This window comes from Amycolatopsis sp. NBC_00348 (assembly GCF_036114655.1).
In the GTDB taxonomy this organism is placed as follows: domain Bacteria; phylum Actinomycetota; class Actinomycetes; order Mycobacteriales; family Pseudonocardiaceae; genus Amycolatopsis.
This window is the reverse complement of the sequence record NZ_CP107994.1, coordinates 7,842,368-7,868,912: the sequence shown is the minus strand read 5'-3', so window position 1 is coordinate 7,868,912 and position 26,545 is coordinate 7,842,368. Positions and strand designations below refer to the sequence as shown.

Sequence of the window (26,545 nt, the reverse complement as noted above, 5' to 3'; positions counted from 1 at the left end):
GCTAAAGTGATCGCGTGTCCGCGTCTTCTGTGACCTCCGTGACCCACCGCAAGGTGCTGATCGTGATGCCCGCGCTGAACGAGCAGGCGAGCGTCGCTTCGGTCATCGAGCACGTGAAACGGGCTCGGCCGGACGTTGATCTGCTGGTCGTCGACGACGGTTCGGTCGACGACACCGCCCGCCTGGCCCGCGCGGCCGGCGCCGAAGTGGCCCGGCTCGCCGTGAACCTCGGGGTCGGCGGGGCCATGCGCACCGGCTTCCGCTACGCCGCCGCCCGCGGGTACGACGTCGTCGTGCAGGTGGACGCGGACGGCCAGCACGACCCCGACGAGCTCGAGGCCCTCCTGCGCGGCCTGGACGACGCGGACATCGTGATCGGCTCGCGGTTCGCCGGCAAGGGCTCGTACAAGGCCAGCGGCCCGCGCAAGTACGCCATGGTCGCGCTGTCGCTGGTGTTCTCGCGGCTGGGCAAGACCAAGCTCACCGACGTCACGTCGGGGTTCAAGGCGATGGGCCCGCGCGCGATCCGGCTGTTCGCCGGCTATTACCCGGCCGAGTACCTCGGCGACACGGTGGAGTCGCTGGTGATGGCGATCCGCGCGAAGCTGGTCATCAAGGAGATCCCGGTCGTCATGCGCGAGCGCGCGGGCGGCACCCCCAGTCACTCGCCCGTCAAGTCCGCTGTCTACCTGGGCCGGGCCGGGCTCGCGCTGCTGCTGGCGCTGGTGCGCCGCCGCCCCGCGGTCGACTCGTCCGACTCGGCATAAGGAGCTCGCGAAGATGGCCGGTTGGCGCATCCTCAGCATCGTCATCGCCTGCTTGGTGCTGTTCGTCGTCCTCGAGATGATGCGACGCCGCAAGCTCCGCGAGAAGTACGCGGGCGTGTGGCTGGTCGTCGCCGTCGGCGTGGTGGTGCTGGCCGTGATCCCGTCGGCCGCGCAGTTCCTGGCCAACCTGAGCGGGGTCGAGACCCCGTCGAACTTCGTCTTCCTGCTCGCCGGTGTCGTGCTCGCGCTGGTGTCGCTGCACCTGTCGACCGAGGTCGGGCACCTGGAGGAAGAAGTGCGCACGTCGGTCGAGGAGACCGCGTTGCTGCGCTGCGAGCTCGAAGACGCCAAGCGCGAGCTCGAACGCCGGATCGTCGAGCTGGAGGCCCGGGTGTCGGCCCCGGACGACGTCAAAGGGCTTCCCGCGGTCGAGCGCGTCGGCAAGTGACGCGCTGATCGAAGCCCTGCTGGCCGCGCCCGCGCGGCTCGGCGGGGTGCGGCTGCTGGCCGTCGACGGCCCCTCGGGGGCCGGGAAGTCCACGCTGGCCTCGGAAGTCGTCGCCGGGCTGCGGGCCCGCGGGTGCCGCACCGAGCTCGTGAGCACGGACGCTTTCGCGACCTGGGACGACCCGGTCGGGTGGTGGCCACGGCTCGTCGACGGCGTCCTGAAGCCGCTCGCGGCCGGCGTCGAAGGCGCTTACCGGCGGACGGACTGGTCCTCCGGGGTCCCACAACCGGGGGAACTCGTCCGGGTGACGGTCGCGGACGTCCTGGTGCTGGAAGGTGTTTCGAGCGGCCGGGCTTCGGCAAGACCCCTGCTTTCCCACCTCTGCTGGATCTCCGGCGGCACGGAGGCCGAGCGGCTGGCCCGGTCCGTGGCGCGCGACGGCGTGGCGTCGAGGGCGGAACTGGGCCGCTGGCAACGGTTCGAGCGCGGCTGGTTCGCCGTCGACGGCACCCCCGATGCGGCCGGAACCCGACTTTCGTCGGGGTTGGATCACTCACGCTCCGTGTCCGAAGCACTCCGTATCGATCAAGGGTGACTGCGCGCAAAACACTGCTGGGCTAACGCGGGTACCGCCATCTGAGTCAGGGTTCGGGCACTCGGCGCACCCATAGCCCACAAATGGTCACATTCTGTCGTGATTTACGGACACATTGCGGTCAAATCGACGCCCACGTAGCGCGATCGTAACCTCACGTGCTTAAGTGCGAGCCGAGTTCCCGCTAGTGTCGGCGAGCACACCGATCGTCCGGGGTGTTCCTGACCGACCGGACGGTGACTTAAAAACCCGAACATCTCCCAAGGGGTGCCAGATGCAGCAATTGCGGCTGACCCGAACACGCCGCGTGGCCCTGATCGGGCTCACCGGCGCGCTCGCGGTTTCGCTGTCCGCCTGTGCGGATTCGAAGCGTGACGAGGGCGCCGGAGGTGGTACCGGAGGCACGCTGATCTTCGGCGCCGCCGGAAACCCGAAGATGTTCGACCCGGCGTTCAACGACGAGGGCGAGACCTTCCGGATCACCCGCCAGATCTACGACACGCTGATCCAGAACAAGCCGGGCACCGCCGACCTCGAGCCGTCTCTCGCCGAGAAGTGGGAGCCGAGCAACGACGGCAAGACCTGGACGTTCACCCTGAAGTCGGGCGTCAAGTTCTCCGACGGCACCCCGATGGACGCCGCCTCGGTCTGCTTCAACTTCGACCGCTGGTTCAACATGAAGGGCGCCGCCGCCCAGAGCCAGATGATCTACTACGGCGACGTCTTCGAGGGCTTCGCCAAGAACGAGGGCGACGCGACGGGTGACCCCGTCTACAAGAGCTGCGAGGCGAAGGACCCGGCGACCGCGGTCCTGAACCTGAACAAGCCCAAGGGCGCGTTCCCGTCGGCGTTCACGCTGCCGTCGTTCGCCATCCAGAGCCCGACCGCGCTCAAGGCGCACAACGCCGACACGGTCACCCAGAGCGGCGACTCGTTCACCTACAGCGAGTACGCGAACAAGTTCCCGGTCGGCACCGGCCCGTTCAAGTTCGAGAGCTGGGACCAGGCCAAGGGCGAGATCACGCTGGTCAAGAACGACAGCAGCCCGACGCCGCCGAAGCTCGACAAGCTGATCTTCAAGGTGATCCCGGACGAGAACGCCCGCAAGCAGGCGCTCAAGGCCGGCGACATCAACGGCTACGACTACCCGAACCCGGCGGACTACGGCCTGCTGCGCAACGACGGTGAGCAGGTTCTCATCCGCCCGTCGTTCAACGTGCTGTACCTGGGCATCAACCAGGCCAACAACCCGAAGCTCAAGGACGTCAAGGTCCGCCAGGCGCTGGCCTACGGCGTCAACCGCGAGCAGTTCGTGAAGTCGAAGCTGGCCGAGGGTTCCGAGGTCGCGACCGAGTTCGTCCCGAAGGTCATCTCGGGTTACACCGACGACGTCACCAAGTACCCGTACGACCCGGAGAAGGCCAAGCAGCTGCTGCAGGAGGCCGGGGCGACGGATCTGACGCTGAAGTTCTACTACCCGACCGAGGTCACCCGGCCGTACATGCCGAACCCGGCGGACACCTTCACGGCGATCTCCGAGGACCTGAAGAAGATCGGCATCAAGATCGAGACCCACGCCGAGCCGTGGAACGGTGGTTACAAGGACGACGTCCAGAAGGCCGGCAAGCAGGACCTCCACCTGCTCGGCTGGACCGGTGACTACAACGACGCCGGCAACTTCGTGGGCACGTTCTTCGGCCGTGAGAAGAAGGAGTTCGGGTTCAACAACCCGCAGCTCTTCTCGGCTCTGAGCGCGGCGGACGCTTCGGCGGCCGGTGACGCCCACGCCAAGGCGTACCAGGAAGTCAACAAGCAGATCATGGACTTCCTGCCGGCGATCCCGATCGCCTACCCGACCCCGGCGATCGTGGTCGGCCCGAAGGTCAAGGGTCTGGTGGCGAGCCCGCTCACCGACGAGCGCTTCAACACCGTGACCGTCAGCTGATCTGAATTTCGGCCAAGCAAGGGGTGGGCGCTACCGCGCCCACCCCTTGCGCCTAATCCCGGGCTGGCTACGAAGGACTGCACGTGCTCCGTTTTCTCGTGCGTCGGTTGCTACAAGCGATTCCGACGCTCTTCATCCTGTCCATCCTGATCTTCGCCTGGCTCCGGTCCCTGCCCGGCGGCCCCGCCGCCGCGCTGCTGGGTGACAAGGCGACGCCGGAGAAGATCGCCAACCTCAACCACGTCCTCGGGCTCGACCAGCCGATCATCCTGCAGTACTTCGGGTTCCTCGGCCGGGCGTTCACCGGCGACTTCGGCAACTCCCTGGTGTCGACCCAGCCCGTCATGGGCGAGATCGTCACCTTCCTGCCGGCGACCATCGAGCTCGGTCTCACCGCGATGATCATCGCGATCGTCGTCGGCATCCCCGCCGGTTACCTGGCCGCGCGGTTCCGCGGCGGGCCGGTCGACAACCTGGTCATCGTGCTCAGCCTCATCGGCGTCGCGGTGCCGGTGTTCTTCCTCGGCTACATGATGCAGGACCTGCTGGCCTCCCCGCTCGGCTTGCCGTCGCAGGGCCGCCAGGCCGCGGGTCTCGACGCCACCGCGATCACGAACTTCGCCATCCTCGACGGCATCATGACCGGCGAGTGGGACGCCGTCTGGGACGCGATCAAGCACCTGGTCCTGCCCGCGTTCGCGCTCGCCACCATCCCGCTCGCGGTGATCACCCGGATCACCCGCGCGTCGGTGCTGGACGTCCTCAACGAGGACTTCGTCCGCACGGCCAACTCCAAGGGCCTGACGCAGCAGGTGGTGCGCACCCGGCACGTCCTGCGCAACGGCCTGCTGCCGGTGGTCACGACGATCGGCCTCCAGACCGGCGCCCTGCTCGGCGGCGCGGTGCTGACCGAGCGGGTGTTCAACTTCCGCGGCCTCGGGTTCCTGCTGGCCGAGGGCATCGAACGGCGTGACTACCCCCGGCTGCAGGCCCTCCTGCTGTTCGGGGCGGTGGTGTACGTGCTGGTGAACATGCTGGTCGACGTCTCTTACGGGATCATCGACCCGAGGGTGCGTGTGCGATGAACACTCTGCTGAACAAGAAGAAGGAACCGATCGACAAGCTCGCCGCGGCGAGCGGGCGCAGCCTCGGCGGTGAAGCCCTGCGCCGGATGCTGCGCAGCCCGGTCGCGCTCACCGGCGGCGGCATCACCGGCCTGTTCCTGCTCCTGGCGATCTTCGCGCCGCTGCTGGCCCCCAAGGACCCGCAGGACCGCGCGTTGCAGGACCAGGTCCAGCTGGGCCGGGGCATCATCCCCGGTTCGATGCCCGGTTACCCGCTCGGCGTGGACGACTTCGGCCGCGACTTCCTGTCCCGGCTCATCGTCGGCGCCCAGCAGACGCTGCTCGTCGGTGTGCTGGCCACGGTGATCGGCGTGCTCATCGGCGTCATCATCGGCGGGATCGCGGGCGCGTTCGGCGGCTGGGTCGACACCGTCCTCATGCGGCTCGTCGACGTCATGCTGTCGTTCCCCTCGCTGCTGCTGGCCATCTCGATCGCGGCGCTGTTCGCGAACCCGAGCCAGTGGACGGTCATCCTGGCCGTGTCGATGGTCGGCGTGCCGATCTTCGCCCGGCTGCTGCGCGGTTCCATGCTGGTGCAGCGCGACGCCGACCACGTGCTGGCGGCGACGTCCCTCGGCGTGAAGCGCGGGGCGATCGTGTTCCGGCACATGCTGCCGAACTCGCTCGGCCCGGTCATCGTGCAGGCCACGCTCACGTTGGCCACGTCGATCCTCGAGGCCGCGGCGCTGTCGTTCCTCGGCCTGGGCGACCCGGACCCGTCGCGCGCGGAGTGGGGGCTGATGCTGGGCAAGGCCTCGCGCCAGTTCCTCGACATCCGCCCGGAGCTCGCGTACTACCCGGCGATCGCGATCATCATCGTGGCACTCGGGTTCACGCTGCTCGGCGAGTCCCTCCGCGAAGCCCTCGACCCGAAGAACAGGCGGTGAGAACCCATGGCACTCCTTGAAGTCCGTGACCTGACGGTCGACTTCGTCCGCCGTGGCGAGCGGCCGTTCACCGCGGTGGACAGCGTCAGCTTCGACGTCGAACCGGGCCAGACCGTCGGCCTGGTCGGCGAATCCGGCTGCGGCAAGTCCGTGACGTCGCTGGCGATCATGCGGCTGCTGGCGCGGCGCGGCAACAAGGTCAGCGGTTCGGTGAGCTACGAAGGCACCGACCTGCTGAAGCTGTCGGACCGCGAAATGCGCGACCGGCGCGGCCGCGACCTCGGCATGGTGTTCCAGGACCCGCTTTCCTCGCTGAACCCGGTCATCCCGATCGGGCTGCAGATCACCGAGGTCCTGGAGCGGCACCGCGGGATGTCGCGCAAGGCGGCGTCCGTCGAAGCGACGGACCTGCTGGACAAGGTCGGCATCCCCGACCCGTCGCGGCGGCTTTCCGAGTACCCGCACCAGCTTTCCGGCGGCATGCGGCAGCGCGCGCTGATCGCGATCGCGCTGGCCTGCCGGCCGCGGCTGCTCATCGCCGACGAGCCGACCACGGCCCTGGACGTCACCATCCAGGCGCAGATCCTGGCGCTGCTGCGGGAACTGGTGCAGGACACCGGAACCGCGCTGATCATGATCACGCACGACCTCGGCGTCGTCGCCGGGCTGTGCGACGAGGTCAACGTGCTCTACGGCGGCCGGATCGTCGAGCGGGCGAAGCGGCACCAGCTGTTCGCCGAGCCGCGTCACCCGTACACCCACGGCCTGCTCGCCTCGATCCCGCGCCTGGACGCGGGCCGCGGCGAGAAACTGGTCCCCATCAAGGGATCCGTGGCCGACAACATCCCGTGGGACGGCGGCTGCGCGTTCGCGCCCCGCTGCCCCAACGCGCTGCCGGTCTGCCGCGAGGTCTCGCCGCAGCTGGTGCCCGACCACGGCGGGCTGCTGCGCTGCCACAACCCCGTGCGGCCGGCGGTCGTGGCGGGAGGAGGAGCCCGATGAACCAGCCTGCTGGTGACGTGCTGCTCGAGGTCAACGACCTCAAGGTGCACTTCCCGATCAAGAGCGGCGTCGTGTTCGACCGGACGGTCGGGCACGTCTACGCGGTCGACGGCGTCGACCTGGCCATCCGCCGCGGGGAGACCTACGGCCTGGTGGGCGAGTCCGGCTGCGGCAAGTCCACGCTGGGCCGGGCGATCCTGCGGCTCAACGAGCCGACGTCCGGTTCGGTGAAGTTCGACGGCACCGACGTCGCGAAGCTCAAGGGAGAGGATCTGCGGAAGGCCCGGCGCCGGATGCAGATGATCTTCCAGGATCCGATGTCCAGCCTGGACCCGCGGCAGTCGGTCGAGTCGATCCTCGTCGAGGGCATGCACGCGCACGGCCTCGACAAGGACAAGGAGGCCACCCAGCGGCGGCTGCGTCAGCTGCTGTCCGCCGTCGGCCTGCCGGAGTCGTCGCTGCGGAAGTACCCGCACGAGTTCTCGGGCGGGCAGCGCCAGCGCATCGGCATCGCGCGGGCGCTGGCGGTGGAGCCGGACCTGATCGTCGCGGACGAGCCGGTGTCGGCGTTGGACGTCTCGGTGCAGGCCCAGGTGGTGAACCTGCTGGAGGACCTGCAGGACCAGCTCGGCCTGACGTACGTGGTGATCGCGCACGACCTCGCGGTGGTGCGGCACATCTCCGACCGCATCGGCGTGATGTACCTGGGCGCGCTGGTGGAGGAGACGGACGCGGACTCGCTCTACCGCGACCCGCTGCACCCGTACACCCGGGCGCTGCTGTCGGCGATCCCGGTGCCGGACCCGCAGGTGGAGGACACGCGCGAGCAGATCCTGCTCGCGGGCGACCTCCCGTCACCCGCCAACCCGCCGTCGGGCTGCCGCTTCCACACGCGCTGCCCCTGGCGCCAGGCGAGCTTGTGCGACACGGACCGCCCCCAGCTCCGCGAAATCGGCGGCGGCCACCGGGTGGCCTGCCACTACGCGGAGGACATCCGCGACGGCCGCATCCAGCCACACGAGGTGAAGCCGGAACTGGTGGAACTGACCGGGGCGCTGAACCCCGACCTGGGCCCGCCGGACATCGGCACTTCAGCCGAGATCCTGTGACCTGGTGACGTCGTGATCTCGTGACCTTGTGATCCGAAGGCCGGCCGGGCAGTTGCTGCCCGGCCGGCCTTTTGTTCGGGGTCCGCTTCCGGTTTCGCCGGGTTCCGGAATTGCTTCGCCGATGGACGTTTCGAGACGTTCACCGTCCCAAAACCGCCATTGCCCGCCGCTGGGCATATCGCCCGCTTCCGGTCTTGCCCCAAGACTTTCTCGGTGCGTTCGGCCTGGCCGCGCCGGCTGAGTGGGCCCCTTCCGCATCTCCATCGCCCGTTCACGGCCGGTTGTCCACAGGCCTGCTCCAATGTGGACAACTCCGGTTCCTGAAGCCCGATCAGCCTTTCCCGTCGGTGGTCGCCGATAGACTGGACAAGGGCACGCCCCCCAGGAGGAGGGCGGGGGGCGGGCTTCGGCGGATCAGGGCTTCAGGTCCAGTGCCGCGCTCATCGTGGCGTCCATGTAGAACGGCGTCGAGTCGTGGACGTGCGTGATCCGCCATTCCCCGCCGCCCTTGCGGAAGCAGAGCGTCGAGCGGAACCACAGCTCGAAGCCCGCCGGCGCGCCCTTCGGTGTCGTCGAGAGGCGGGTCAGCGAGTGGCAGTAAGCGATGTCGCCGCCCACCGTGATCTCCAGGTCGCGGACCTCGTACTCGATCGGGCCCTCGAAGCCGTCGAACCACGCCTTGCGGGCCTCGACGTCGATGACGTCCGCGCCGCGGTGGGCGAGGGGCGGCGCGAGGGTGAAGGCGATGACGTCCGGCGTGTACTGCGAAGCCAGCGTTTCGGCGTCACGGCTGGTCATCGCGTCCGTGCGCACCGCCAGCAGCTCGCGAATCCGGGTCTCGTCGTGCTCGGTCATGACATTCTCCTGGGGTGTCGGTGGCGCTTCCGATGGGGACGTAGGCGCCGCCGGGCGGATTTCGACACAGCTGCGGAGGCGCTCGTGAAATACGTGGTCCTGATCTACGGCAACCCCGAGTCCCGCCGGGCGTGGGAGGGGATGAGCGCTGAGCAGCGGGCCGCCGGGCTGGCCTACTACCAGCAGCTCAACGACGATCTCGACGCGTCCGGTGAGCGGCTCGTCTCCGAGCGGCTCGCCTTTCCCGAACTCACCAAGCAGGTCAGCGTCGGCGACAGCGGGCCGCTGACCACTGACGGGCCCTTCGCGGAGGCCAAGGAGTTCCTCGCCGGCTTCTACCTGCTCGACTGCGAAAGCGAAGAGCGCGCCCTCGAGATCGCCGGGCGGATCCCGGAGGCGGCGTTCGGGGTGGTGGAGGTGCGGCCGGTGATGGGGCTGCACGGGACCGAGCTGTGATCGAAGGCCTGCTCCGCGAGCTCGCGCCGCAGGTCCTCGCCGCGCTCGTCCGGCGGTACGGCGGCTTCGACACCTGCGAGGACGCCGTCCAGGAGGCGCTGCTGGCGGCGTCGCTGCAGTGGCCCGTCGACGGGGTGCCCGATCACCCGAAGGGGTGGCTGATCACGACGGCGTCCCGGCGCCGGATCGAGCAGTGGCGCAGCGAGACCGCGCGGCAGCGGCGCGAGGAGACGGTCGCGCTGGCCGAGCCGCCCGATCCGGAGCCGGTCGCCGGCGTCGACGACACGCTGACGCTCCTGCTGCTCTGCTGCCACCCGTCGCTGACCCGGCCGTCCCAGGTCGCGCTGACGCTCCGGGCGGTCGGCGGCCTGACGACCGCGGAGATCGCGCGCGCGTTCCTCGTCCCGGAGGCGACGATCGGCCAGCGCATCAGCCGCGCGAAGCAGAAGCTGCGCGGCGAGCGCTTCACGCCGTCGCCGGACCCCGGCCGCCTGGCCGCGGTGCTGCAGGTCCTGTACCTGATCTTCACCGAGGGCCACACGGCCAGCTCGGGTGACGCCCTGAACCGCGTCGAGCTGACGACCGAAGCGATCCGCCTGACCCGCCAGCTGCCGGCCGGCGGCGAGGTCACGGGCCTGCTGGCCTTGATGCTCCTGACCGAAGCCCGCCGCCCGGCCCGGGTCGACGCGACCGGCGCGCTCGTCCCGCTCGCGGCGCAGGACCGGTCCCACTGGAACGCGGAGCTCATCGCCGAGGGCGTCTCGCTGATCACGACCGCGTTGGCGACGTCGCCGGTCGGCCCATACCAGCTCCAGGCGGCGATCGCGGCCGTCCACGCCGAGGCCCCGACGGCCGCGGACACCGACTGGGCCGAGATCCTCACCCTCTACGACCTGCTGCGCGTGGTCGCGCCGGGCCCGATGGTCACGCTCAACCGCGTCGTGGCGTTCGCCCAGGTCCACGGGCCGGAAGCGGGCTTGGCCGAGCTGGCCGGCGCCGATCTGGAGGCCCACCACCGGGTGGACGCGGTCCGGGCGCACCTGCTGGAGCTGGCGGGGGACGTCGTCGGGGCGCGAGAGGCGTACCTGACGGCGTCGCGGCGGACGTTGAGCCTGCCGGAGCAGGCCTACCTGCAGTCACGGGCGTCCCGGCTGGCGTGAGTTGTCCACATGGGGGCACACCTGTGGACAACCTGGGGAAGGACGAGCGCGGCCGCCGTTCTTGCGGGAGGATCGACCGCATGCAGGTCACCGTGCTGGGCGCGTCGGGGCGAACCGGGTTCCACATCGCACGGCTTCTCGCGGCCAAGGGACACGCCGTCCGGGCCGGGCTTCGCAGCCGCCAGCGGGCCGAAGTCCTCCGAGACCTCGACGTCGAACCCGTGGTCGCCGACGTCACGGCGGATCCCGAGGACCTCGTCGAAGCCTTCCTCGGCTCGGACGTCGTCATCGCGGCCATCGGGGCGCCGGATCCGGAACCCGCGTCGGTGAACCTCGTGGACCGGGACGGCTCCGTCACGGCCATCCACGCCGCCGAGAAGGCCGGCGTCGCGCGGTACATCCAGGTCTCCGCGCAGTTCGCCGACTCCCCGGACCAGGGCGACCGGCTCGTGCGGTCGATCCTGCTCGCCAAGCAGCTGTCCGACCTCGCGCTGCAGAAGTCCGCGCTGACCTGGACCATCGTCCGGCCCGGCACGCTCACCGACGGCCCCGCCACCGGGCGCGTCAAGGTCGCCGGGCACCTCGAACCCGGGCGGGTGACGCGGCTGGACGTCGCCGCCGTGGTCGTCGGGGTGCTCGGGGAGCCACTCACCGAAAACCGCGGGTTCGACGTCGTTTCCGGCGACTTCCCGGTCGGGCCGGCCCTTGCCGCGTTGGGGTGAAAAACGCGACTTAAGTCGTACACGGAGGGATACCTGAGTGGGGCTCCCGGTGCGGACCGGCCCCGGTACCCTGCGGTGACAGACGACCGATTTCCAGGGGGTACCCGCAGTGCACATCGATCAATGGCTGGAGGCGATCCCGCCGATCTCGGTGTACCTGATCGTCGCCGCGGTGATCATGATCGAGAGCCTCGGCATTCCGCTGCCCGGCGAGATCGTGCTGGTCAGCGCCGCGTTGCTGGCGTCGCAGCACAGCAACCTGAACCCGCTCTGGATCGGCGCGCTGGCCAGCGCCGGCGCCATCGTCGGCGACAGCATCGGTTACCTGATCGGGAAGACCGGCGGGCAACGGCTGTTCGCCTGGGCGGGCCGGAAATTCCCGAAGCATTTCGGGCCGACGCACATCGCCAACGCGGAACGCATCTTCAACAAACGCGGCATGTGGGCCGTGTTCCTCGGCCGGTTCATCGCGTTCCTGCGGATCCTCGCCGGCCCGCTCGCCGGGTCGCTGAAGATGCACTACCCGAAGTTCCTGATCGCCAACGCGCTCGGCGGCATCGTCTGGGCGGGCGGTACCACCGCGCTCGTCTACTACCTCGGCGTCGTCGCCGAGAAGTGGCTCGGCAACTTCTCCAAGTACGGCCTGGTCGCCGCGATCATCATCGGCGTCGTCGTCTTCTTCGTCATGAAGAAGCGTCTCGGCCAGAAGCACGAGGGTGAAGAAGAGACGCCGCAGGAGAAGCAGGAAGCGGCTTCCTAGACCGGCACTTCCTCCGGCAGCAGCTCGGGATCGGGCTTGCGCGCGGACTTGAGCGAGCCGAGGAGAACGCCGCCGATCACGACCACGGCGGCGGCGATCTCCAGGCCGCTCGGCCGCTCGCCCAGCAGCAGGAACGACGCCGTCAGCCCGACCACCGGCACCAGCAGCGAAAACGGCGAGACGACGCCGGCCGGGTTGCGGCGCATCAGCGTCGTCCAGATGCCGGAGCCGACGATCGTGCCGAACAGCACGACGTAGGCCAGCCCGCCGAGCGCGGTCAGCCCGGTCGGCGTGCCCAGCGTCGTCAGCGCGTGCCACTGCGCCGCCGGACCCTCCATGACCAGCGACAACGCGAACATCGGCAGCGGCGGGACCACGGACATCCACAGCGTGAAGTGCAGCGGGTTGTCCGGCTCGGCCCGCCGCGTGCTCAGGTTGCCGAACGCCCAGCTCAGCGCGGCCAGCACGGTGAGCACCATCGGCAGCAGCGCCGCGTGCCCGGACTGCTGCCACGCGATCGCCGTCATCCCCGCGACGGCCAGCAGGATCCCGGCCAGCTGCCGCGCGGTGACGCGTTCCCGCAGGAAGACGGCGCCGAGCAGCACCGTGAACGGCGCCGACGCCTGCAGCACCAGCGACGCGAGCCCGGTCGGCATCCCGGTGTCCATCGCGATGAACAGGAACGCGAACTGCCCGGTGCCGAAGCCGAGCCCGTAACCGAGCAGGTGCCGCACCTTCACCTTCGGCCACGGCACGAACAGGATCGTCGGCACGGCGATCACGGCGAACCGCAGCGCGCCCGCGAACACCGGCGGGAACTGCCCGAGCGTGGCGTGGATGGCCAGGAAGTTGAGGCCCCACAGGACGGCGACGAACATGGCCAGCAGACGGTCACGGGTGGGCATGCCTCCACTCTGACAAGACCGACCGTGAAGGACCAGCGAGAATATCTGCAGGAATCGTGTAGCCGTGCTTCACGTACGCTGACGCCGTGGATCTGGGTCGCCTGCGCACGCTGCGGGAGTTCGCCGACCGCGGGAGCGTGACGGCCGCCGCTCGCGCGCTGCACTGCACGCCGTCCGCGGTGTCGCAGCAACTGCGTGCGCTGCAGGGCGAAGTCGGCCTGCCGCTCACCGAGCCGGCGGGCCGCGGCCTGCGGCTGACCGACGCCGGCCGCGCGCTGGTCGCCCGGGCCGACGAGGTGCTGGCCGCGCTGGAGCGTGCCGAGTCCGAACTGGACACCTACCGCAGCGCGCCGCGTGGCCGCGTGCGCGTCGCGATCTTCCAGTCGGCCGGGCTGATGCTGCTGCCGGGCCTGCTCACCCGCGTCGCCGGGTACGAGGGCCTGGAGATCGACGTCCGGGACGTCGACATGACGCCACCGGAGGTGCCGGGCCTGGTCGCGGACTACGACGTCGTCGTGGCGCACCGCGACGAGCACGCGCCGGAGTTCGACGCCGGCCGCCTCGACGTCGTCCCGCTGCTGCGCGAACCCCTCGACGTCGCGCTCCCGGCCGGGCACCGGCTGGCGAACCGGCGCCGCGTCGAGCTGCCGGAGCTGGCCGACGAACGCTGGATCAGCGTCGACTTCGGCTTCCCGGTGGACGACGTGCTGCGCTCGCTGACCGTCCGCACCGGCGTCCGGCCGGTGGTGGTGCAGCGGATCAACGACTTCCGGATCACCGAGCGGCTGGTCGCGGCCGGGCACGGCATCGCGCTGCTGCCGCGGTACACGATGGACACCCGCCGCGGCAGCGGCCTGATCGGCCGGCCGCTGGCCGGGATCCGCGCCGCCCGCCTGGTGGAAGCGGTCTGCCGCACCGGCGCGCTGCAGCGTCCGGCCGTGGCCCAGGTGATCGAAGAGCTGCGCGCGGAGGTCGCCCAGCTCACCGGCTCGTGAGTGTTTAGGGCGGTTCTAACCGCCCTAAACACTCACGACGTGCGGTGGGCGCGGAGGTGGGCGACGGCGATGTGCAGCGCGTCTTCCAGCGCCGTCAGGTCGCCGCGGATGTGGGCCAGCAGCAGGCCGCCCTGCACGCACGCCATCGCGGCCTGGGCCAGCCGCGCCGGGTCGGCGCCGGCCGCGAGTTCGCCCTGGTCCCGTAGCCGTTCGAGGCCGCGCGTCAGGTGGGACTCCCAGGTCCGGTAGGCCTGGTCGAGCAGCGGCCGCACCTTCGGGTCGTCGCCGAGTTCGCCGGCGAGGTTGCCGAGCGGGCACGGGATCGGCGCCGCGGCGCGGCGCTGGACGTCGAGGAGCTGCTCGGTCCACGTGTCGAAGTCGGCCCACGACGCCAGCGTGAAGATCGCGGGCTGGTTGCCGAGGATCTCCGTCAGATAGCGGTCGATCACGGCCTCGACCAGCTGATCCTTGTTCTTGAAGTAGTGGTACATCTGCGATTTCCCGGCCCCGCTCGCGGCGAGCACCTTGTCGACGCTCGTGCCCGCGACGCCGTGGACGTACATCAGCTCCGCCGCCGCGTCGACGATCGCGTCGCGGGTCCGCTGGCCACGCGCGGTCGTGGCCGCTGCTTGCGTCTCCATGTACTGAACAGTACAGTCAGTCTCACTGTACCGATCAGTACAACGAACGGGGACCCAAGTGGGGAACGACCTGAAGAGCGGGCTGGACGGCGTCAAGGACTACGGCCGGAGCGCGTTGCCGCCGGAGGTGTTCACGGTCTTCGAGGCCGACATGGCCCGCGCGGCCGACGAGACGAAGTTCGCCGAAGCCGGGGTCACGATCGAGGACTTCACACTGCCGGGCGCGAACGGCGAACCCGTCAGCCTGGGGCAGCTCGTCGCCGACGGGCCCGCGGTGCTCGTGTTCTACCGCGGCGAGTGGTGCCCGTTCTGCAACCTGACGCTGCGCACGTACCAGCAGGAAGTCGTCCCCGAGCTGGCGAAGATCGGCGCGACGCTGGCCGCGATCAGCCCGCAGACCGCGGACGGCTCGCTGTCCACGCGGGAGAAGAACGAACTCGACTTCGCGGTGCTGTCGGATGTCGGACACGTCGTCTCGCGGCAGCTCGGGCTGACGTTCCGGGTGTCGGACGCCGTGCGGGCTGCGATGAGTTCGATCGGCACGGACCTGGGCCAGGTCAACGGCACCGGCGAATGGGAGCTGGCGTACCCGGCGGTCGTCGTCGTGGATCGGGACCGCACGATCCGGTACGTCGACGTCCACCCGGATTACACGACGCGCACGGAGCCCGCGGCGATCATCGAGGCCGTCAAATCGCTCTAGCTCCGCGCTTCACGCTGTAGGTGATCACCGAACCCAGGACCAAGGCGACGCCGAGGGAGAGCAGCATGCTGATCCCGGGTTCGGTGATGATCTGGCCGCCCGCGTAGCCGAGGAAGGCGACGTAGGACGTCCAGAGCGTGACGCCGACGGCCGACGCGGTGAAGAACTCCGCCATGGGCCACCGGAGGGAGCCGGCGAGGAGGGCGCCGACCGTCCCGCCCGACGGCAGCCAGCGGGCCACCACCAGCACCGGCCGCGGGTGGCGCTGCAGGCGGCCGTCGAGCCAGCCGATGCCGGCGGCGATCTTCTTCCGCCGGCTCAACCGGTCCAGCGCCGCCCGGCCACCGAACCGGCCGAGGGCGTAGAGCGCCTGGTCGGAGGCCAGGCACCCGGCCGTGGCCACGGCGATCACCAGCGCCAGCGACGTCCCGCCCTGCGCCGCCGCGATGCCCATGCCGAGGAGTGTCACCTCGGTGGGCAGCAGCGGCACCAGCGAGACGACGAACAGCACCAGCAGTCCTGCCGTAGTCGCGTCCACACCTCCATTAACCGCCCGCGCGGCCCGGATGAATCCCGATCAAGGGGGACTCACAGGAAGCCGACAGCTCTTCCACAGATTGGGTGAACCATGTCAGGAGTTGTCATGGTTCGGGGTGATCGTGAGGTCATGAGCACCGAATCGAACACTCTGTCCGGAAAGGTCGCGCTGGTCGCCGGCGGCACCCGCGGCGCGAGCCGGGCGATCGCGGTCGAGCTGGGCCGCGCGGGCGCCTTCGTCTACGTGACCGGCCGCAGCAGCGGCACCACGAAGTCCGAAGTGGACCGTCCGGAGACCATCGAAGAGACCGTCGAGCTGATCGAGAAGGCGGGCGGCCAGGCCGAGGCCGTCCGCGTCGACCACCTGGAGCCGGCGGAGGTCGCAGCGCTGGCGAAGCGGGTCGACGCGGCGCACGGCGGCCTCGACATCCTGGTCGACGGCATCTGGGGCGGCGACCAGCACCTGGGCTGGGGCAAGCCGGTCTGGGAGCACGACCTCGACGCCGGCCTGCGCATGATCCGCCTCGGCATCGACGCGCACCTGATCACCGGCCACCACCTGCTGCCGCTGCTGATCCGCCGCCCGGGCGGCCTGGTCGTCGAGATGACCGACGGCACCGCGGAGTACAACGCGAACTACCGCGAGGGCACGTCGCTACCGTTCTACGTCGCGAAGGCGTCGGCGCACCTGCTGGCAAAGGGTGAAGCGGCGGAGCTGTCGGCGCACGCGTGCACGGCGGTCGCGTTCACACCGGGCTACCTGCGCTCGGAGGCGATGCTGGACATCTACGGCGTCACGGAGGAGAACTGGCGCGACGCGCTGGAGAAGACCCCGCACTTCGCGATCTCGGAGTCCCCGACCTTCTGCGGCCGCACAGTGGCGGCCCTGGCCGCGGACCCGAAGCGGCACCGGTGGTCCGGGCAGACGGTGAGCAGCGGCCAGCTGGCGCGGGAGTACGAAGTCGACGACATCGACGGCAGCCGCCCGGACGCGTGGCGCTACATGGTCGAGGTGGTCGACGCGGGCAAGGAGGCGGATACAACGGGCTACAGGTGATCGCGACCCGGCTGTGCGGTGGTGCGGCTGATCGCGGCCTGGCTGCGCGGTGGTGCGGCTGAGCACGGCCCGGCTGAGCGGTAGTCCAGCTGAGCGTGGTCCCGCCAATCGCAGGCCCTGCTGGCGGGGCTCCCGCTGAGAGCGGTGCCTGCAGTCCTCGCTGACCGCAGCTCCCGCTGTTCGCAGCCCCGCCGCCACAGCCTCGCGATGGCAGCCCCCACCCACCTCAGGGGGGCGTGCCCTTGTCCAGTCTATCGGTGGCCCCCGCCGAAACCGGCCGCAAGCCCGTCGGGGCAGCCAGTTGTCCACAACCGCCGGGGCCTGTGGACTACCCGCTGTTGCGGGCTGCGACCTCGGTGCCGATCGCCGCGAGCGCGGCCCGGATCTCCGGCGGCGTCACGACTTCCACGCCGGGGCTCAGTGCGATCAGCTGGCCGAGGCCGATCTCGGTGCTTTCCAGGGCCAGTTCGGCTTCGGCCCAGCCGTCGGCTGTCGGTTCGGCCAGCGATATCACCGTGTGTGCCAGGTCTTCGGCGCCGAACACGCGTCGCAAGCCGCGTACCGCCGTTCGGTTCAGTCGGGCCGTCACCCGCAATGGGCGGTCTACCTGCTCGAACGTCGCCGATGCCGCGCGCCACCAGCCCGCCAGGTCGAAATCCGGTGGCCGCTCGAAGTGTGCTTCCAGCTCGGCGGCCGTCAAGATCCGGGACACGCGGTACGTGCGGCGCGCGTCGTCGTCCGGCACGCCGGCGACCAGGTACCAGACGCCCGCCTTGAGCACGAGACCCAGCGGTTCGAGCACCCGATCGGCCACCTTGTCGCGGCGCCGGTAGCTGATCGCGATCCGCCGTTGCGCCCAGACCGCGCGGGCCACCGTCGCCAGTTCGGGTGAGGAGTCCGCGGCGCCGAACCAGCCCGGCGCGTCCAGGTGGAAGCGGCCCGCGACGAGCGCGGCCTGCTCGTGCAGCTCCGGCGGCATCCCCGCCGACACCTTGGCCCGCGCCGCGCTGCCCGCGGTGTCGAGGCCGAGCCCGGCCAGCGCCTCCGGCACGCCGAGGGCGAACAGCGCGACGGCTTCCCGCGCGGTCAAGCCGTCCAGGCCCGCGCGCCAGCCGTCGACCAGGCGGAAGCCGCCGTGCCGGCCCGGCTCTGTCCACAGTGGAACGCCGGCGTCGCGCAACGCCGTCAGGTCGCGGTGCATGGTGCGTTCGGAGACGCCCAGCTCCTCGGCGAGTTCAGCGGCGGTCGCGCTGCGCCGCCGTTGCAGCGTGAACAGCAGCGCGACCAGCCGCTCGGCCTTCACCGGTTGGCGCGGTTCACCGCCGAGACGACGGCGCGCAGCGACGCCGTGACGATCGACGGGTCGATCCCGATGCCCCAGAACACCCGGTCCGAGATCGCGCACTCGATGTACGACGCGGCGCGCGCGTCGTCGCCCGGCGAGAGCGTGTGCTCGGAGTAGTCCAGCAGGCGCAGGTCGAAGCCCACCGTCGAGAGCGCGTCGAAGAACGCCGCGATCGGCCCGTTGCCGCGGCCGGTGACCTCGTGCTCGTCGCCTTCCACGCGCACCGTCGCGGTGATGTCGTACTCGCCGTCACCGTTGTCGCGGACGTGCTGGCGCACCAGCTCCAGCGGCGTCTTCAGCTCCAGGTACTCGGCCGAGAAGGCGTTGTACATCGTGGTCGGGTCGACCTCGCCGCCCTCGGTGTCGGTGTAGCGCTGGATGACCTTCGAGAACTCGATCTGCAGGCGCCGCGGCAGGTCGAGCTGGTGCTCGGCCTTCATGATGTAGGCGACGCCGCCCTTGCCGGACTGCGAGTTCACCCGGATCACGGCCTCGTACGTGCGGCCGACGTCCTTCGGGTCGATCGGCAGGTACGGGACCTCCCACGGGTACTCGTCGACCGGCACGCCCTGCTTGCCGGCAGCGTCCTTCAGCGCGTCGAGACCCTTGTTGATCGCGTCCTGGTGCGAGCCCGAAAACGCGGTGAACACCAGGTCGCCGCCCCACGGCGAGCGCTCGGGCACCGGCAGCTGGTTGCAGTACTCGACCGTCCGCTTGATCTCGTCCATGTCCGAGAAGTCGATCTGCGGGTCGATGCCCTGGCTGTAGAGGTTCATGCCCAGCGCGACCAGGTCGACGTTGCCGGTGCGCTCGCCGTTGCCGAACAGGCAGCCCTCGATCCGGTCCGCGCCGGCCTGGTAGCCCAGCTCGGCGGCGGCGATGCCGGTGCCGCGGTCGTTGTGCGGGTGCAGCGACAGGATCACCGAGTCGCGACGGGCCAGGTTCCGGCTCATCCACTCGATCGAGTCGGCGTAGACGTTCGGCGTGGCCATCTCGACGGTCGCCGGCAGGTTCAGGATCACCGGCTTCTCCGGCGTCGGCTGCCAGATCTCGGTGACGGCGTTGCAGACCTCGAGCGCGTACGACAGCTCGGTGCCGGTGTAGGACTCCGGCGAGTACTGGAAGCGGAAGTCGGTGTCCGGCTGCTTCGCGGCCAGCTCGACGACCAGTTCCGCGGCCTGCGTCGCGATCTTCTTGATGCCTTCGCGCTCCTCGCGGAAGACCACGCGGCGCTGCAGGATCGACGTCGAGTTGTAGATGTGGACGATCGCGCGCGGCGCGCCTTCGAGGGCCTGGAACGTCCGCTCGATCAGCTCGTGGCGGCACTGGGTCAGCACCTGGATGCTGACGTCGTCCGGGATGGCGCCCTCTTCGATGATCTCGCGGACGAAGTCGAAGTCGGTCTGCGACGCGGCCGGGAAGCCGACCTCGATCTCCTTGTAGCCCATGCGTACGAGCAGGTCGAAGAACTTGCGCTTGCGCGCGGGCGACATCGGGTCGATCAGGGCCTGGTTGCCGTCCCGCAGGTCGACGGCGCACCACAGCGGCGCGCGGTCGACGCGCTTGTCCGGCCAGGTGCGGTCGGGGACGTCGATGTTCTCGATCAGGTCGTACCAGGGGCGGTAGCGGTGCACCGGCATGGACGTGCCGCGCTGGGTGTTCCAGGCGGGCTGATCAGCGGGCGCGGTGCGAGAGGGTTTGCGGATGCGCGAACTCATGGAAAGGGTTCTCCTGAAAAACGGGTGCGGACGACCGGCACCACGAAGCCCCGCGACGGGGAGCCGGTCCGGTCAGGCCCCGTCGCGGCAGCGAAGCAGGAGAGCACGCGCCACGTACCCACCATAACCATCGAGCGCGGCCGGGGGGAAGTGAGGTCGCGATCCAACCGTTACTTCTCATCCGCCATCCGAGTTACCAGCGGGTAGCAATCGGCCCAGTGCCGTGCGAAACTGCGGGCATGGCTGAACACGCAGAGTCGTCGGCGTCTTCGGAGGACACGGAGACGCGCGTCGCCCGCCGGGCACCGGTCGACTGGCGTCGCGCCGGGGGCAAGGTGGCCAACGCGGTGGCGTCGATCGTGCGCTGGGTGGGCTTGGTCTTCGCCGCGATCCTGGTGATCCACGTGATCTTCACGGTCGGCTCGGCCAACCCGGACAACGGCATCGTCTCGTTCGTCCACTCCTGGGCGGACGGCTTGGCGCTGGGCTTCAGCGACCTGTTCACACCCACCGACGCCAAGCTGCGGGTCCTGGTGAACTTCGGCATCGCGGCGATCTTCTGGCTCGTGGTCTCGGGAATCCTGGCGAAGGTGATCCGCCGGGTGGGCGGCTCTTCCTGAGCCGGCCTAGCTCTCGGCGAGTTCGTCGTACACCCGGTCGCAGATGTACCGGCGCCCGTAGTTCCCCCCGGTGACCTCGCGGAGGAAACCGGCTTCCTCCAGCTTCCTGATCGCGCTGGCGGCGGTCGGATAGGACACGCCGAGGTCGGCCTGCACCTTCGGAATGGTCATCATCGGGTATCCGATGATGTTCACCGCCAGGTCGTGGACGCTGCCGCGCGCGCCCGCGTCCTTCATCGTTTCGATGACTTCCTGGGAGAACGCCATCAGGCTCCGGATGGTTTCCGTGGCCGCCAGGGCGCGTGCTTTCACGGCTTCGGCGAAGAATCGAACCCACGGGTCGAAGTTCCCCGTCCTGCTCACGGTGAGCAGGTGGTCGATGTAGTCGTCACGCCGGGGTTCCAGCCAGGGGGACAGGTTCAGCACGGGGTGCTTCAACACGTGCTCTTCGATGAGCTGCAAGGTGATGATCAGCCGGCCGATCCGGCCGTTTCCGTCGCTGAACGGATGCAGTGTTTCGAACTGGTAGTGACCAAGCGCCACTTTCACCAGTACCGGCATCTCCTGGTCGGCGTTTATCCACTTTTCCCAGTCGCTGACGCCGTCGCGCAGCACGTCGCCATTGGGTGGTGGGACGAACCTGGACTGTTCGATTCCTCTGCCGCGGTCTCCGATGCAGACGAGTCGCTCTCGGAGCCGGCCGGCGTCGTAGGCGTCGCCGCGTGTTCCCGTCACCAGTATCTGTTGAAGCCTCGACACCACTTGCAGGCAGATCGGCAGCTTCTTGATGAGGTCGAGGCCGGCGAAAGCCGCTTGGACGTAGTTCTGCACCTCCTGGACCTCTGCCGTCGGCTGGTGACTTTCGGTGTATTGAGCCTCCAATACATCGGCGTAAGGGGCGAAGGTTCCTTCGAGCGCAGAGGTGCTGACGGCTTCCCGGGTCAGTGACGGTCGCACCAGAAGGTCGGGGTTGGGTAGCCGGTCGGTCAGGGCGTCCAGTACGCCCAGCGCGCGATCGGCCTCGCTGATGAACTTGTAGGTGCCGGGCGACAGGTCGACTACAGTCGGGAGCGGAGCGGGTACGAAGGCGAAGTGGTTGTAGGCCTGTTTGGTCCGGCCGTCCACGCCGCTGATCGGCTCCAGCCGGCCGACGGGTGACTTGCTGAACGTCTCTACCTGCACTTTTAAAGTTTAGCGCATGAAGCTTTCGTTCTGGCGGCGACATCTAAGGGTTCTTGCAGTCTCGGCCTTGAATTTCAAGGTTCGGGCTCAAGTCTTGAAATCTGGTGGCTGCCAGAGCGGCGCCTAGAGCGCCGGGTTGCCCCACTTTTCGGTGAACGCGAACTCCTCCAGCGGGATCCGGACCCGGTCCGCCCGCTCGCGCTCGATTCGCCAGTCCTCCTCCAGGACGTCCGGGTGCGCCGGCGAACCGACCGCGATCGCCACCTTCGGGACCGCGTCCGCGGGCAGTGAGAACGTCGACTGGACCGCCTCCGCCGAGAAGCCCGCCATCTGGTGGGCGATCAGCCCCAGCTCCACCGCCTGCAGCACGAGGTTCTCCGAAGCCAGCCCGAGCCCGTACTCCGCGTAGGGGACCTCGCCCTTCGCGTTCGTCGTCACCATGACGCCGATCAGCAGGAGGCTCGCCCGCCGGGCCCACGCCTGGTTGCCCGAGTTGAGCGTCGCCAGGATCGCGTCGAACGCCGGCGTGCCGCGGACGCCCACCAGGTACCGCGCCGGCTGGGTGTTGCCGAACGACGGTGCCCAGCGGGCCGCCTCCAGGAGGGCCCGCAGCTGGTCCGGGGTGACGACGGCAGACGCGTCGTAGGCCCGCGGGCTCCAGCGCTCGGCCATCAGGGAGGCGATCGGGATGCTCGTCACAGCTGGTTTGCGCACGATCGAAAAGCTACAGCGGCGCGAAGCGCCTCCGCTGAGGGTGGTGGCGGGGGCATGGATGGAGGTACCGAGGAGTGCGCTGCATCACTCGGAAGGAAGGGCTCCGCGCATTTCCTTGGTGTTACGGAAGATTTACTTCCGCGCTGCCCCGGACCGGTGGCCGGCGCCACTCGATGGTGTGGCAGGCCGCTGAACCCCCGGTAGGCTCCTTCTCAACTATGGGACGCGGGGGCTCTCCGGTGCCCACCAGGGAGCAGACCCGGCCCGTCGAGGAGGTTCGGGCGTGGCCCTCGTGGTCCAGAAGTACGGCGGATCGTCGCTGGAAAGTGCCGACCGGATCAAGCGCGTCGCGGAGCGGATCGTCGCCACCAAGAAGGCCGGCAACGACGTCGTCGTGGTCTGCTCGGCGATGGGTGACACCACCGACGAGCTGCTCGACCTGGCGCAGCAGGTCAACCCGGCGCCGCCGGAGCGGGAGATGGACATGCTGCTCACCGCGGGTGAGCGCATCTCGAACTCGCTGGTCGCCATGGCCATCGCGGCCCAGGGGGCCGAGGCGTGGTCGTTCACCGGTTCGCAGGCCGGCGTCGTCACGACGTCCGTGCACGGCAACGCGCGCATCATCGACGTCACCCCGAGCCGGGTCACCGAAGCCCTCGAGCAGGGCTACGTCGCGCTGGTGGCGGGGTTCCAGGGCGTCGCGCAGGACACCAAGGACATCACCACGCTGGGCCGCGGCGGTTCGGACACCACCGCCGTCGCGCTGGCCGCCGCGCTGAACGCCGACGTCTGCGAGATCTACTCCGATGTGGACGGTGTGTACTCGGCGGACCCGCGCATCGTGCCGGACGCGAAGAAGCTCGACGTCATCCCCTACGAGGAGATGCTGGAGCTGGCCGCCAGCGGGTCGAAGATCCTGCACCTGCGGTCGGTCGAGTACGCGCGCCGCTACGGCGTCCCGATCCGAGTCCGTTCTTCCTACAGTGACAAGCCGGGCACCACGGTGACCGGTTCTATCGAGGAGATCCCCGTGGAACAAGCGCTGATCACCGGTGTCGCGCACGACCGCTCCGAAGCCAAGATCACGGTCACCGGGGTACCGGACCACGCCGGTGCCGCGGCCCGGATCTTCCGCGTGATCGCCGACGCCGAGATCGACATCGACATGGTGCTGCAGAACGTGTCGAGCACCGTCTCCGGCCGCACCGACATCACCTTCACGCTGTCGAAGGCCAACGGCGCCAAGGCCGTCAAGGAGCTGGAGAAGGTCAAGGCCGAGATCGGCTTCGAGTCCGTGCTCTACGACGACCACGTCGGCAAGGTCTCGCTGGTCGGCGCCGGGATGCGGTCGCACCCGGGTGTCACGGCGACGTTCTGCGAGGCGCTGGCCTCCTCCGGCGTCAACATCGAGATCATCAACACCTCGGAGATCCGCATCTCGGTGCTGATCCGGGACGCCCAGCTCGACGACGCCGTGCGCGCGATCCACGCCGCGTTCGAGCTCGGTGGCGACGAAGAAGCCGTGGTCTACGCGGGGAGTGGTCGCTGATGGCGGACGGGCTGCGGGTCGGGGTGGTCGGCGCGACCGGCCAGGTCGGCGCGGTGATGCGCAAGCTGCTGGCGGAGCGGGAGTTCCCGATCGCCGAGCTCCGGTACTTCGCTTCGGCGCGCTCGGCGGGGTCGAAACTCCCTTGGCGCGACAGCGAAATCACGATCGAAGACGCGTCCACGGCGGACCCGTCCGGGTTGGACATCGCGCTGTTCTCCGCGGGCGGCTCGACGTCGAAGGCGCAGGCGCCGCGGTTCGCCGACGCCGGCGTCACGGTGATCGACAACTCCTCGGCGTTCCGGATGGACCCGGACGTGCCGCTGGTCGTCAGCGAGGTCAACCCGGAGGCCATCAAGGAAGCGCGGAAGGGGATCATCGCGAACCCCAACTGCACGACCATGGCCGCGATGCCGGTCCTCAAGCCGCTGCACGACGAGGCCGGCCTGGTCCGGCTGGTCGCGTCGACCTACCAGGCGGTGTCCGGCAGCGGGCTGGCCGGCGTCGACGAGCTGGCCGGTCAGGTTCGCGCGGGAGCGGAGCACGCGGCGCTGCTGACGCACGACGGCGCGGCGATCGCGTTCCCCGCGCCGAACAAGTACGTCCGCCCGATCGCGTTCAACGTCCTGCCGATGGCGGGGTCCATTGTGGACGACGGTGAGCTCGAGACGGACGAGGAGAAGAAGTTCCGCAACGAGAGCCGCAAGATCCTGAGCATCCCGGGGCTGGGCGTGTCCTGCACCTGCGTGCGGGTCCCGGTGTTCTCGGGGCACTCGATCTCGGTCAACGCGGAGTTCGCGCAGCCGCTGACGGTCGAGCGCGCGACGCAGCTGCTGGCCCACGCGCCGGGCGTCGAGCTGTCCGACATCCCGACCCCGCTGCAGGCGGCGGGCAACGACCCGAGCTACGTCGGCCGCATCCGCGTCGACCAGGGCGTCGGGGGCGGCCGCGGGCTCGCGTTGTTCATCGCGAACGACAACCTGCGCAAGGGCGCGGCGCTGAACGCGGTGCAGATCGCGGAGCTGATCGCGCAGCAGTAGGTCCACAGTGGACGACAACTGACTGTGTTCACTGAAAACTCGCTTGGTGGTTTCGCGGTGCCCGGGAGATCCTGGGCACCGCGAAACCATTTCCAGGGGAGGAAATCATGTACACGGCTGTCGACGGTGCCCGCGTGCCGATTCGGATGTGGGCTGATCCCGCGTCCGTCGAAGAGCAGGCCATGCGGCAGCTGCACAACGTCGCGAACCTGCCGTGGGTGCACGGGGTCGCCGTGATGCCCGATGTGCACTACGGCAAGGGGGCGACCGTCGGCAGTGTCATCGCCATGCGCGACGCCGTTTCGCCCGCCGCGGTCGGTGTGGACATCGGGTGCGGGATGAGCGCGGTGCGGACGTCGTTGACCGCGGCCGACCTGCCCGACGACCTCGGGAAGCTGCGCCGGCGCATCGAGAACACCGTGCCGGTCGGGTTCGGGCTGCACAAGACGCCCGTGAACCCGGCGAAGGTGCACGGTGTCGGTGGCTGGGACGCGTTCTGGAAGGGCTTCGGCGAGCTGCACACCGGCGTCCAGGAGCTGCACGACCGGGCCGCGCGGCAGATCGGGAGCCTCGGCGGCGGGAACCACTTCATCGAGGTCTGCCTCGAGCAGGATGGCGCCGAAGAAGGCCGCGTCTGGCTGATGCTGCACTCGGGTTCGCGCAACATCGGCAAGGAGCTCGCGGAGCGGCACATGGCCGTCGCGCGGAAGCTGCCGCACAACGCCGACCTGCCCGACCGGGACCTCGCGGTGTTCGTCGCGGGCACCCCGGAGATGCAGGCCTACCGGCGCGACCTGTTCTGGGCGCAGGACTACGCGGCGCGCAACCGCGCCACGATGGTCGCGCTGGTGAAGCTGGCGCTGGCGGACGTCGTGCCGGGCACGACCTTCGACGACGCGATCTCGTGCCACCACAACTACGTCGCCGAAGAGACCTACGACGGCGTCGAGCTGCTCGTCACCCGCAAGGGCGCGATCCGCGCCGGCTCGGGTGACCTGGGGATCATCCCGGGCAGCATGGGGACCGGTTCGTACATCGTCCGCGGGCTCGGCAACGAGTCGTCGTTCCAGTCGGCGTCGCACGGCGCCGGCCGCCGGATGTCGCGGACCAAGGCGAAGAAGCTCTACACCGCGGACGACCTGGCGGCGCAGACGGCGGGTGTCGAATGCCGCAAGGACTCGGGCGTCGTCGACGAGATCCCGGCGGCGTACAAGGACATCGACTCGGTCATCAGGGCCCAGACCGACCTGGTCGAGGTCGTCGCCCACCTCAAGCAGGTGGTCTGCGTCAAGGGCTGAGCGGTACCTTGGGTGATATGACCAGTTGGGGGAGGACGGCCGCGTTGCTGGCCGGGGCCGCGCTGCTGCTGAGCGGGTGCGATCAGGTCAGCGACGCGGTCGACCAGGGCAGCAAGACCGCGGACAAGGTCGGCGCCTGCGCCGAGGCGCTCGGGCTGGCGGACCTGAATCCGCTCGTCGACCCGCAGCGGCTCAAGGAGCGGGCCGCGGACAAGGCGCAGCGGCTGCGCGCGCTGGCCGGGAACGTCGGTGACCAGGACGTCAAGAACGCGCTCCTCGGCATGGCCGACTCCTACGTCGAGGTGCAGAAGGAACACATCGAGGACGCCGGTGTCGTGGCCCGGTGGGCCAAGCGCAACGTCGGCAAGCTCGACGCGCTGCGCACCGCCTGCAGCTGACCGGTCGTGAGTGGTA

28 protein-coding genes are annotated in these 26,545 nt (G+C 69.5%); 20 read left to right on the top strand and 8 right to left on the bottom strand.

Translation table 11 applies throughout. From position 1 onward, the window contains the following. Positions 1–53 precede the first annotated feature (53 nt). The 8 genes from OHS58_RS34680 (at position 54) to OHS58_RS34645 (ending at position 7,877) form a co-directional block, all read left to right on the top strand. Positions 54–767 (top strand): glycosyltransferase family 2 protein, encoded by a 714-nt coding sequence (locus OHS58_RS34680; protein ID WP_328649907.1) that lies wholly within the window; start codon positions 54–56, stop codon positions 765–767. A 13-nt stretch (positions 768–780) separates the two neighbouring features. Next, a complete protein-coding gene (locus OHS58_RS34675; RefSeq protein WP_247058939.1) occupies positions 781–1,215 on the top strand; it encodes a DUF2304 domain-containing protein in 435 nt (144 codons plus the stop codon). Between the two features lie 52 nt (positions 1,216–1,267). Continuing rightward, the gene (locus OHS58_RS34670) at positions 1,268–1,810 is read left to right on the top strand and encodes a uridine kinase family protein (protein ID WP_328649906.1); all 543 of its coding nucleotides are present in this window, start codon (positions 1,268–1,270) and stop codon (positions 1,808–1,810) included. A gap of 274 nt (positions 1,811–2,084) precedes the next feature. Continuing rightward, entirely contained in the window at positions 2,085–3,755 is a 1,671-nt protein-coding gene (locus OHS58_RS34665; protein WP_247058938.1) for an ABC transporter substrate-binding protein, read from the top strand. An 83-nt stretch (positions 3,756–3,838) separates the two neighbouring features. After that, complete coding sequence (locus OHS58_RS34660) at positions 3,839–4,840, top strand: ABC transporter permease (RefSeq protein WP_247058937.1); 1,002 nt, start codon at positions 3,839–3,841, stop codon at positions 4,838–4,840. Next, entirely contained in the window at positions 4,837–5,766 is a 930-nt protein-coding gene (locus OHS58_RS34655) for an ABC transporter permease (RefSeq protein WP_247058936.1), read from the top strand. The genes OHS58_RS34660 and OHS58_RS34655 overlap by 4 nt, the downstream gene beginning before the upstream one ends. A 6-nt stretch (positions 5,767–5,772) precedes the next feature. Further along, positions 5,773–6,768 carry an ABC transporter ATP-binding protein gene (locus OHS58_RS34650; protein ID WP_247058935.1) on the top strand — a complete coding sequence of 332 codons (996 nt, stop codon included), beginning with the start codon at positions 5,773–5,775 and terminating at the stop codon, positions 6,766–6,768. Further along, on the top strand, positions 6,765–7,877 hold the full coding sequence (locus OHS58_RS34645; RefSeq protein WP_326945041.1) for an ABC transporter ATP-binding protein: 1,113 nt from the start codon (positions 6,765–6,767) through the stop codon (positions 7,875–7,877). Before OHS58_RS34650 ends, OHS58_RS34645 begins: the two co-directional genes overlap by 4 nt. Positions 7,878–8,291: 414 nt before the next feature. Here the strand turns inward: OHS58_RS34645 and OHS58_RS34640 are convergent, their stop codons facing one another. Further along, positions 8,292–8,732, bottom strand: a complete 441-nt coding sequence (locus OHS58_RS34640; RefSeq protein WP_328645277.1) for a YybH family protein — start codon at positions 8,730–8,732, stop codon at positions 8,292–8,294. Positions 8,733–8,816: 84 nt separating this feature from the next. On the opposite strand from OHS58_RS34640, the gene OHS58_RS34635 reads away from it, so the two are divergent. The 4 genes from OHS58_RS34635 (at position 8,817) to OHS58_RS34620 (ending at position 11,830) form a co-directional block, all read left to right on the top strand. After that, the gene (locus OHS58_RS34635; RefSeq protein WP_326945040.1) at positions 8,817–9,188 is read left to right on the top strand and encodes a YciI family protein; all 372 of its coding nucleotides are present in this window, start codon (positions 8,817–8,819) and stop codon (positions 9,186–9,188) included. Next, a complete protein-coding gene (locus tag OHS58_RS34630; RefSeq protein ID WP_328645276.1) occupies positions 9,185–10,348 on the top strand; it encodes an RNA polymerase sigma factor in 1,164 nt (387 codons plus the stop codon). The genes OHS58_RS34635 and OHS58_RS34630 overlap by 4 nt, the downstream gene beginning before the upstream one ends. Positions 10,349–10,428: 80 nt before the next feature. Continuing rightward, entirely contained in the window at positions 10,429–11,070 is a 642-nt protein-coding gene (locus tag OHS58_RS34625) for an SDR family oxidoreductase (protein WP_328645275.1), read from the top strand. Between the two features lie 109 nt (positions 11,071–11,179). Continuing rightward, the gene (locus OHS58_RS34620; RefSeq protein ID WP_326956741.1) at positions 11,180–11,830 is read left to right on the top strand and encodes a DedA family protein; all 651 of its coding nucleotides are present in this window, start codon (positions 11,180–11,182) and stop codon (positions 11,828–11,830) included. On the opposite strand, the gene OHS58_RS34615 is transcribed toward OHS58_RS34620, so the two are convergent. After that, on the bottom strand, positions 11,827–12,735 hold the full coding sequence (locus tag OHS58_RS34615; protein WP_326945036.1) for an EamA family transporter: 909 nt from the start codon (positions 12,733–12,735) through the stop codon (positions 11,827–11,829). The genes OHS58_RS34620 and OHS58_RS34615 overlap by 4 nt on opposite strands. Before the next feature lie 86 nt (positions 12,736–12,821). Between OHS58_RS34615 and OHS58_RS34610 the strand changes: the two genes are divergently transcribed. After that, the gene (locus tag OHS58_RS34610; protein ID WP_326945035.1) at positions 12,822–13,730 is read left to right on the top strand and encodes a LysR family transcriptional regulator; all 909 of its coding nucleotides are present in this window, start codon (positions 12,822–12,824) and stop codon (positions 13,728–13,730) included. Between the two features lie 32 nt (positions 13,731–13,762). Here the strand turns inward: OHS58_RS34610 and OHS58_RS34605 are convergent, their stop codons facing one another. Then, positions 13,763–14,371 carry a TetR/AcrR family transcriptional regulator gene (locus OHS58_RS34605; RefSeq protein ID WP_328645274.1) on the bottom strand — a complete coding sequence of 203 codons (609 nt, stop codon included), beginning with the start codon at positions 14,369–14,371 and terminating at the stop codon, positions 13,763–13,765. Positions 14,372–14,429: 58 nt separating this feature from the next. Between OHS58_RS34605 and OHS58_RS34600 the strand changes: the two genes are divergently transcribed. Next, on the top strand, positions 14,430–15,074 hold the full coding sequence (locus OHS58_RS34600) for a peroxiredoxin-like family protein (RefSeq protein WP_328645273.1): 645 nt from the start codon (positions 14,430–14,432) through the stop codon (positions 15,072–15,074). On the opposite strand, the gene OHS58_RS34595 is transcribed toward OHS58_RS34600, so the two are convergent. Beyond that, positions 15,061–15,612, bottom strand: a complete 552-nt coding sequence (locus OHS58_RS34595) for a DedA family protein (protein ID WP_326945032.1) — start codon at positions 15,610–15,612, stop codon at positions 15,061–15,063. The genes OHS58_RS34600 and OHS58_RS34595 overlap by 14 nt on opposite strands. A gap of 129 nt (positions 15,613–15,741) precedes the next feature. Here OHS58_RS34595 and OHS58_RS34590 point away from each other — a divergent pair, with 129 nt between their 5' ends. Further along, on the top strand, positions 15,742–16,668 hold the full coding sequence (locus tag OHS58_RS34590; protein WP_328645272.1) for an SDR family oxidoreductase: 927 nt from the start codon (positions 15,742–15,744) through the stop codon (positions 16,666–16,668). A 328-nt stretch (positions 16,669–16,996) separates the two neighbouring features. Here OHS58_RS34590 and OHS58_RS34585 read toward each other — a convergent pair whose 3' ends face one another. Next, positions 16,997–17,971, bottom strand: coding sequence for a helix-turn-helix transcriptional regulator (locus tag OHS58_RS34585; protein WP_328645271.1), 975 nt, complete (start codon positions 17,969–17,971; stop codon positions 16,997–16,999). Then, complete coding sequence (leuA, locus tag OHS58_RS34580; protein ID WP_328645270.1) at positions 17,968–19,731, bottom strand: 2-isopropylmalate synthase; 1,764 nt, start codon at positions 19,729–19,731, stop codon at positions 17,968–17,970. Before leuA ends, OHS58_RS34585 begins: the two co-directional genes overlap by 4 nt. Before the next feature lie 239 nt (positions 19,732–19,970). Here leuA and OHS58_RS34575 point away from each other — a divergent pair, with 239 nt between their 5' ends. Next, positions 19,971–20,351 carry a hypothetical protein gene (locus tag OHS58_RS34575; protein WP_328645269.1) on the top strand — a complete coding sequence of 127 codons (381 nt, stop codon included), beginning with the start codon at positions 19,971–19,973 and terminating at the stop codon, positions 20,349–20,351. Between the two features lie 6 nt (positions 20,352–20,357). Here OHS58_RS34575 and OHS58_RS34570 read toward each other — a convergent pair whose 3' ends face one another. After that, entirely contained in the window at positions 20,358–21,533 is a 1,176-nt protein-coding gene (locus tag OHS58_RS34570) for a Fic family protein (protein ID WP_328645268.1), read from the bottom strand. Positions 21,534–21,656: 123 nt separating this feature from the next. Continuing rightward, entirely contained in the window at positions 21,657–22,247 is a 591-nt protein-coding gene (locus OHS58_RS34565) for a nitroreductase family protein (protein ID WP_328645267.1), read from the bottom strand. A gap of 283 nt (positions 22,248–22,530) precedes the next feature. On the opposite strand from OHS58_RS34565, the gene OHS58_RS34560 reads away from it, so the two are divergent. The 4 genes from OHS58_RS34560 (at position 22,531) to OHS58_RS34545 (ending at position 26,529) form a co-directional block, all read left to right on the top strand. Continuing rightward, a complete protein-coding gene (locus OHS58_RS34560; protein WP_326945025.1) occupies positions 22,531–23,796 on the top strand; it encodes an aspartate kinase in 1,266 nt (421 codons plus the stop codon). Beyond that, positions 23,796–24,833, top strand: coding sequence for an aspartate-semialdehyde dehydrogenase (locus OHS58_RS34555; protein WP_326945024.1), 1,038 nt, complete (start codon positions 23,796–23,798; stop codon positions 24,831–24,833). The genes OHS58_RS34560 and OHS58_RS34555 overlap by 1 nt, the downstream gene beginning before the upstream one ends. A 107-nt stretch (positions 24,834–24,940) precedes the next feature. Then, the gene (locus tag OHS58_RS34550; RefSeq protein WP_326945023.1) at positions 24,941–26,131 is read left to right on the top strand and encodes an RtcB family protein; all 1,191 of its coding nucleotides are present in this window, start codon (positions 24,941–24,943) and stop codon (positions 26,129–26,131) included. 17 nt (positions 26,132–26,148) lie between these two features. After that, entirely contained in the window at positions 26,149–26,529 is a 381-nt protein-coding gene (locus tag OHS58_RS34545; RefSeq protein WP_326945022.1) for a hypothetical protein, read from the top strand. The last annotated feature ends 16 nt before the right edge of the window (positions 26,530–26,545 follow it).

Bases quoted from the DNA above. Each gene is read 5' to 3' on its own strand.
- OHS58_RS34545 (WP_326945022.1), top strand. From the start codon at position 26,149: ATGACCAGTTGGGGGAGGACGGCCGCGTTGCTGGCCGGGGCCGCGCTG.
- OHS58_RS34675 (WP_247058939.1), top strand. From the start codon at position 781: ATGGCCGGTTGGCGCATCCTCAGCATCGTCATCGCCTGCTTGGTGCTG.
- OHS58_RS34590 (WP_328645272.1), top strand. From the start codon at position 15,742: ATGAGCACCGAATCGAACACTCTGTCCGGAAAGGTCGCGCTGGTCGCC.
- OHS58_RS34615 (WP_326945036.1), bottom strand. From the start codon at position 12,735: ATGCCCACCCGTGACCGTCTGCTGGCCATGTTCGTCGCCGTCCTGTGG.
- OHS58_RS34575 (WP_328645269.1), top strand. From the start codon at position 19,971: ATGGCTGAACACGCAGAGTCGTCGGCGTCTTCGGAGGACACGGAGACG.
- OHS58_RS34550 (WP_326945023.1), top strand. From the start codon at position 24,941: ATGTACACGGCTGTCGACGGTGCCCGCGTGCCGATTCGGATGTGGGCT.
- OHS58_RS34605 (WP_328645274.1), bottom strand. From the start codon at position 14,371: ATGGAGACGCAAGCAGCGGCCACGACCGCGCGTGGCCAGCGGACCCGC.
- OHS58_RS34665 (WP_247058938.1), top strand. From the start codon at position 2,085: ATGCAGCAATTGCGGCTGACCCGAACACGCCGCGTGGCCCTGATCGGG.
- leuA (WP_328645270.1), bottom strand. From the start codon at position 19,731: ATGAGTTCGCGCATCCGCAAACCCTCTCGCACCGCGCCCGCTGATCAG.
- OHS58_RS34650 (WP_247058935.1), top strand. From the start codon at position 5,773: ATGGCACTCCTTGAAGTCCGTGACCTGACGGTCGACTTCGTCCGCCGT.
- OHS58_RS34645 (WP_326945041.1), top strand. From the start codon at position 6,765: ATGAACCAGCCTGCTGGTGACGTGCTGCTCGAGGTCAACGACCTCAAG.
- OHS58_RS34655 (WP_247058936.1), top strand. From the start codon at position 4,837: ATGAACACTCTGCTGAACAAGAAGAAGGAACCGATCGACAAGCTCGCC.
- OHS58_RS34625 (WP_328645275.1), top strand. From the start codon at position 10,429: ATGCAGGTCACCGTGCTGGGCGCGTCGGGGCGAACCGGGTTCCACATC.
- OHS58_RS34555 (WP_326945024.1), top strand. From the start codon at position 23,796: ATGGCGGACGGGCTGCGGGTCGGGGTGGTCGGCGCGACCGGCCAGGTC.
- OHS58_RS34640 (WP_328645277.1), bottom strand. From the start codon at position 8,732: ATGACCGAGCACGACGAGACCCGGATTCGCGAGCTGCTGGCGGTGCGC.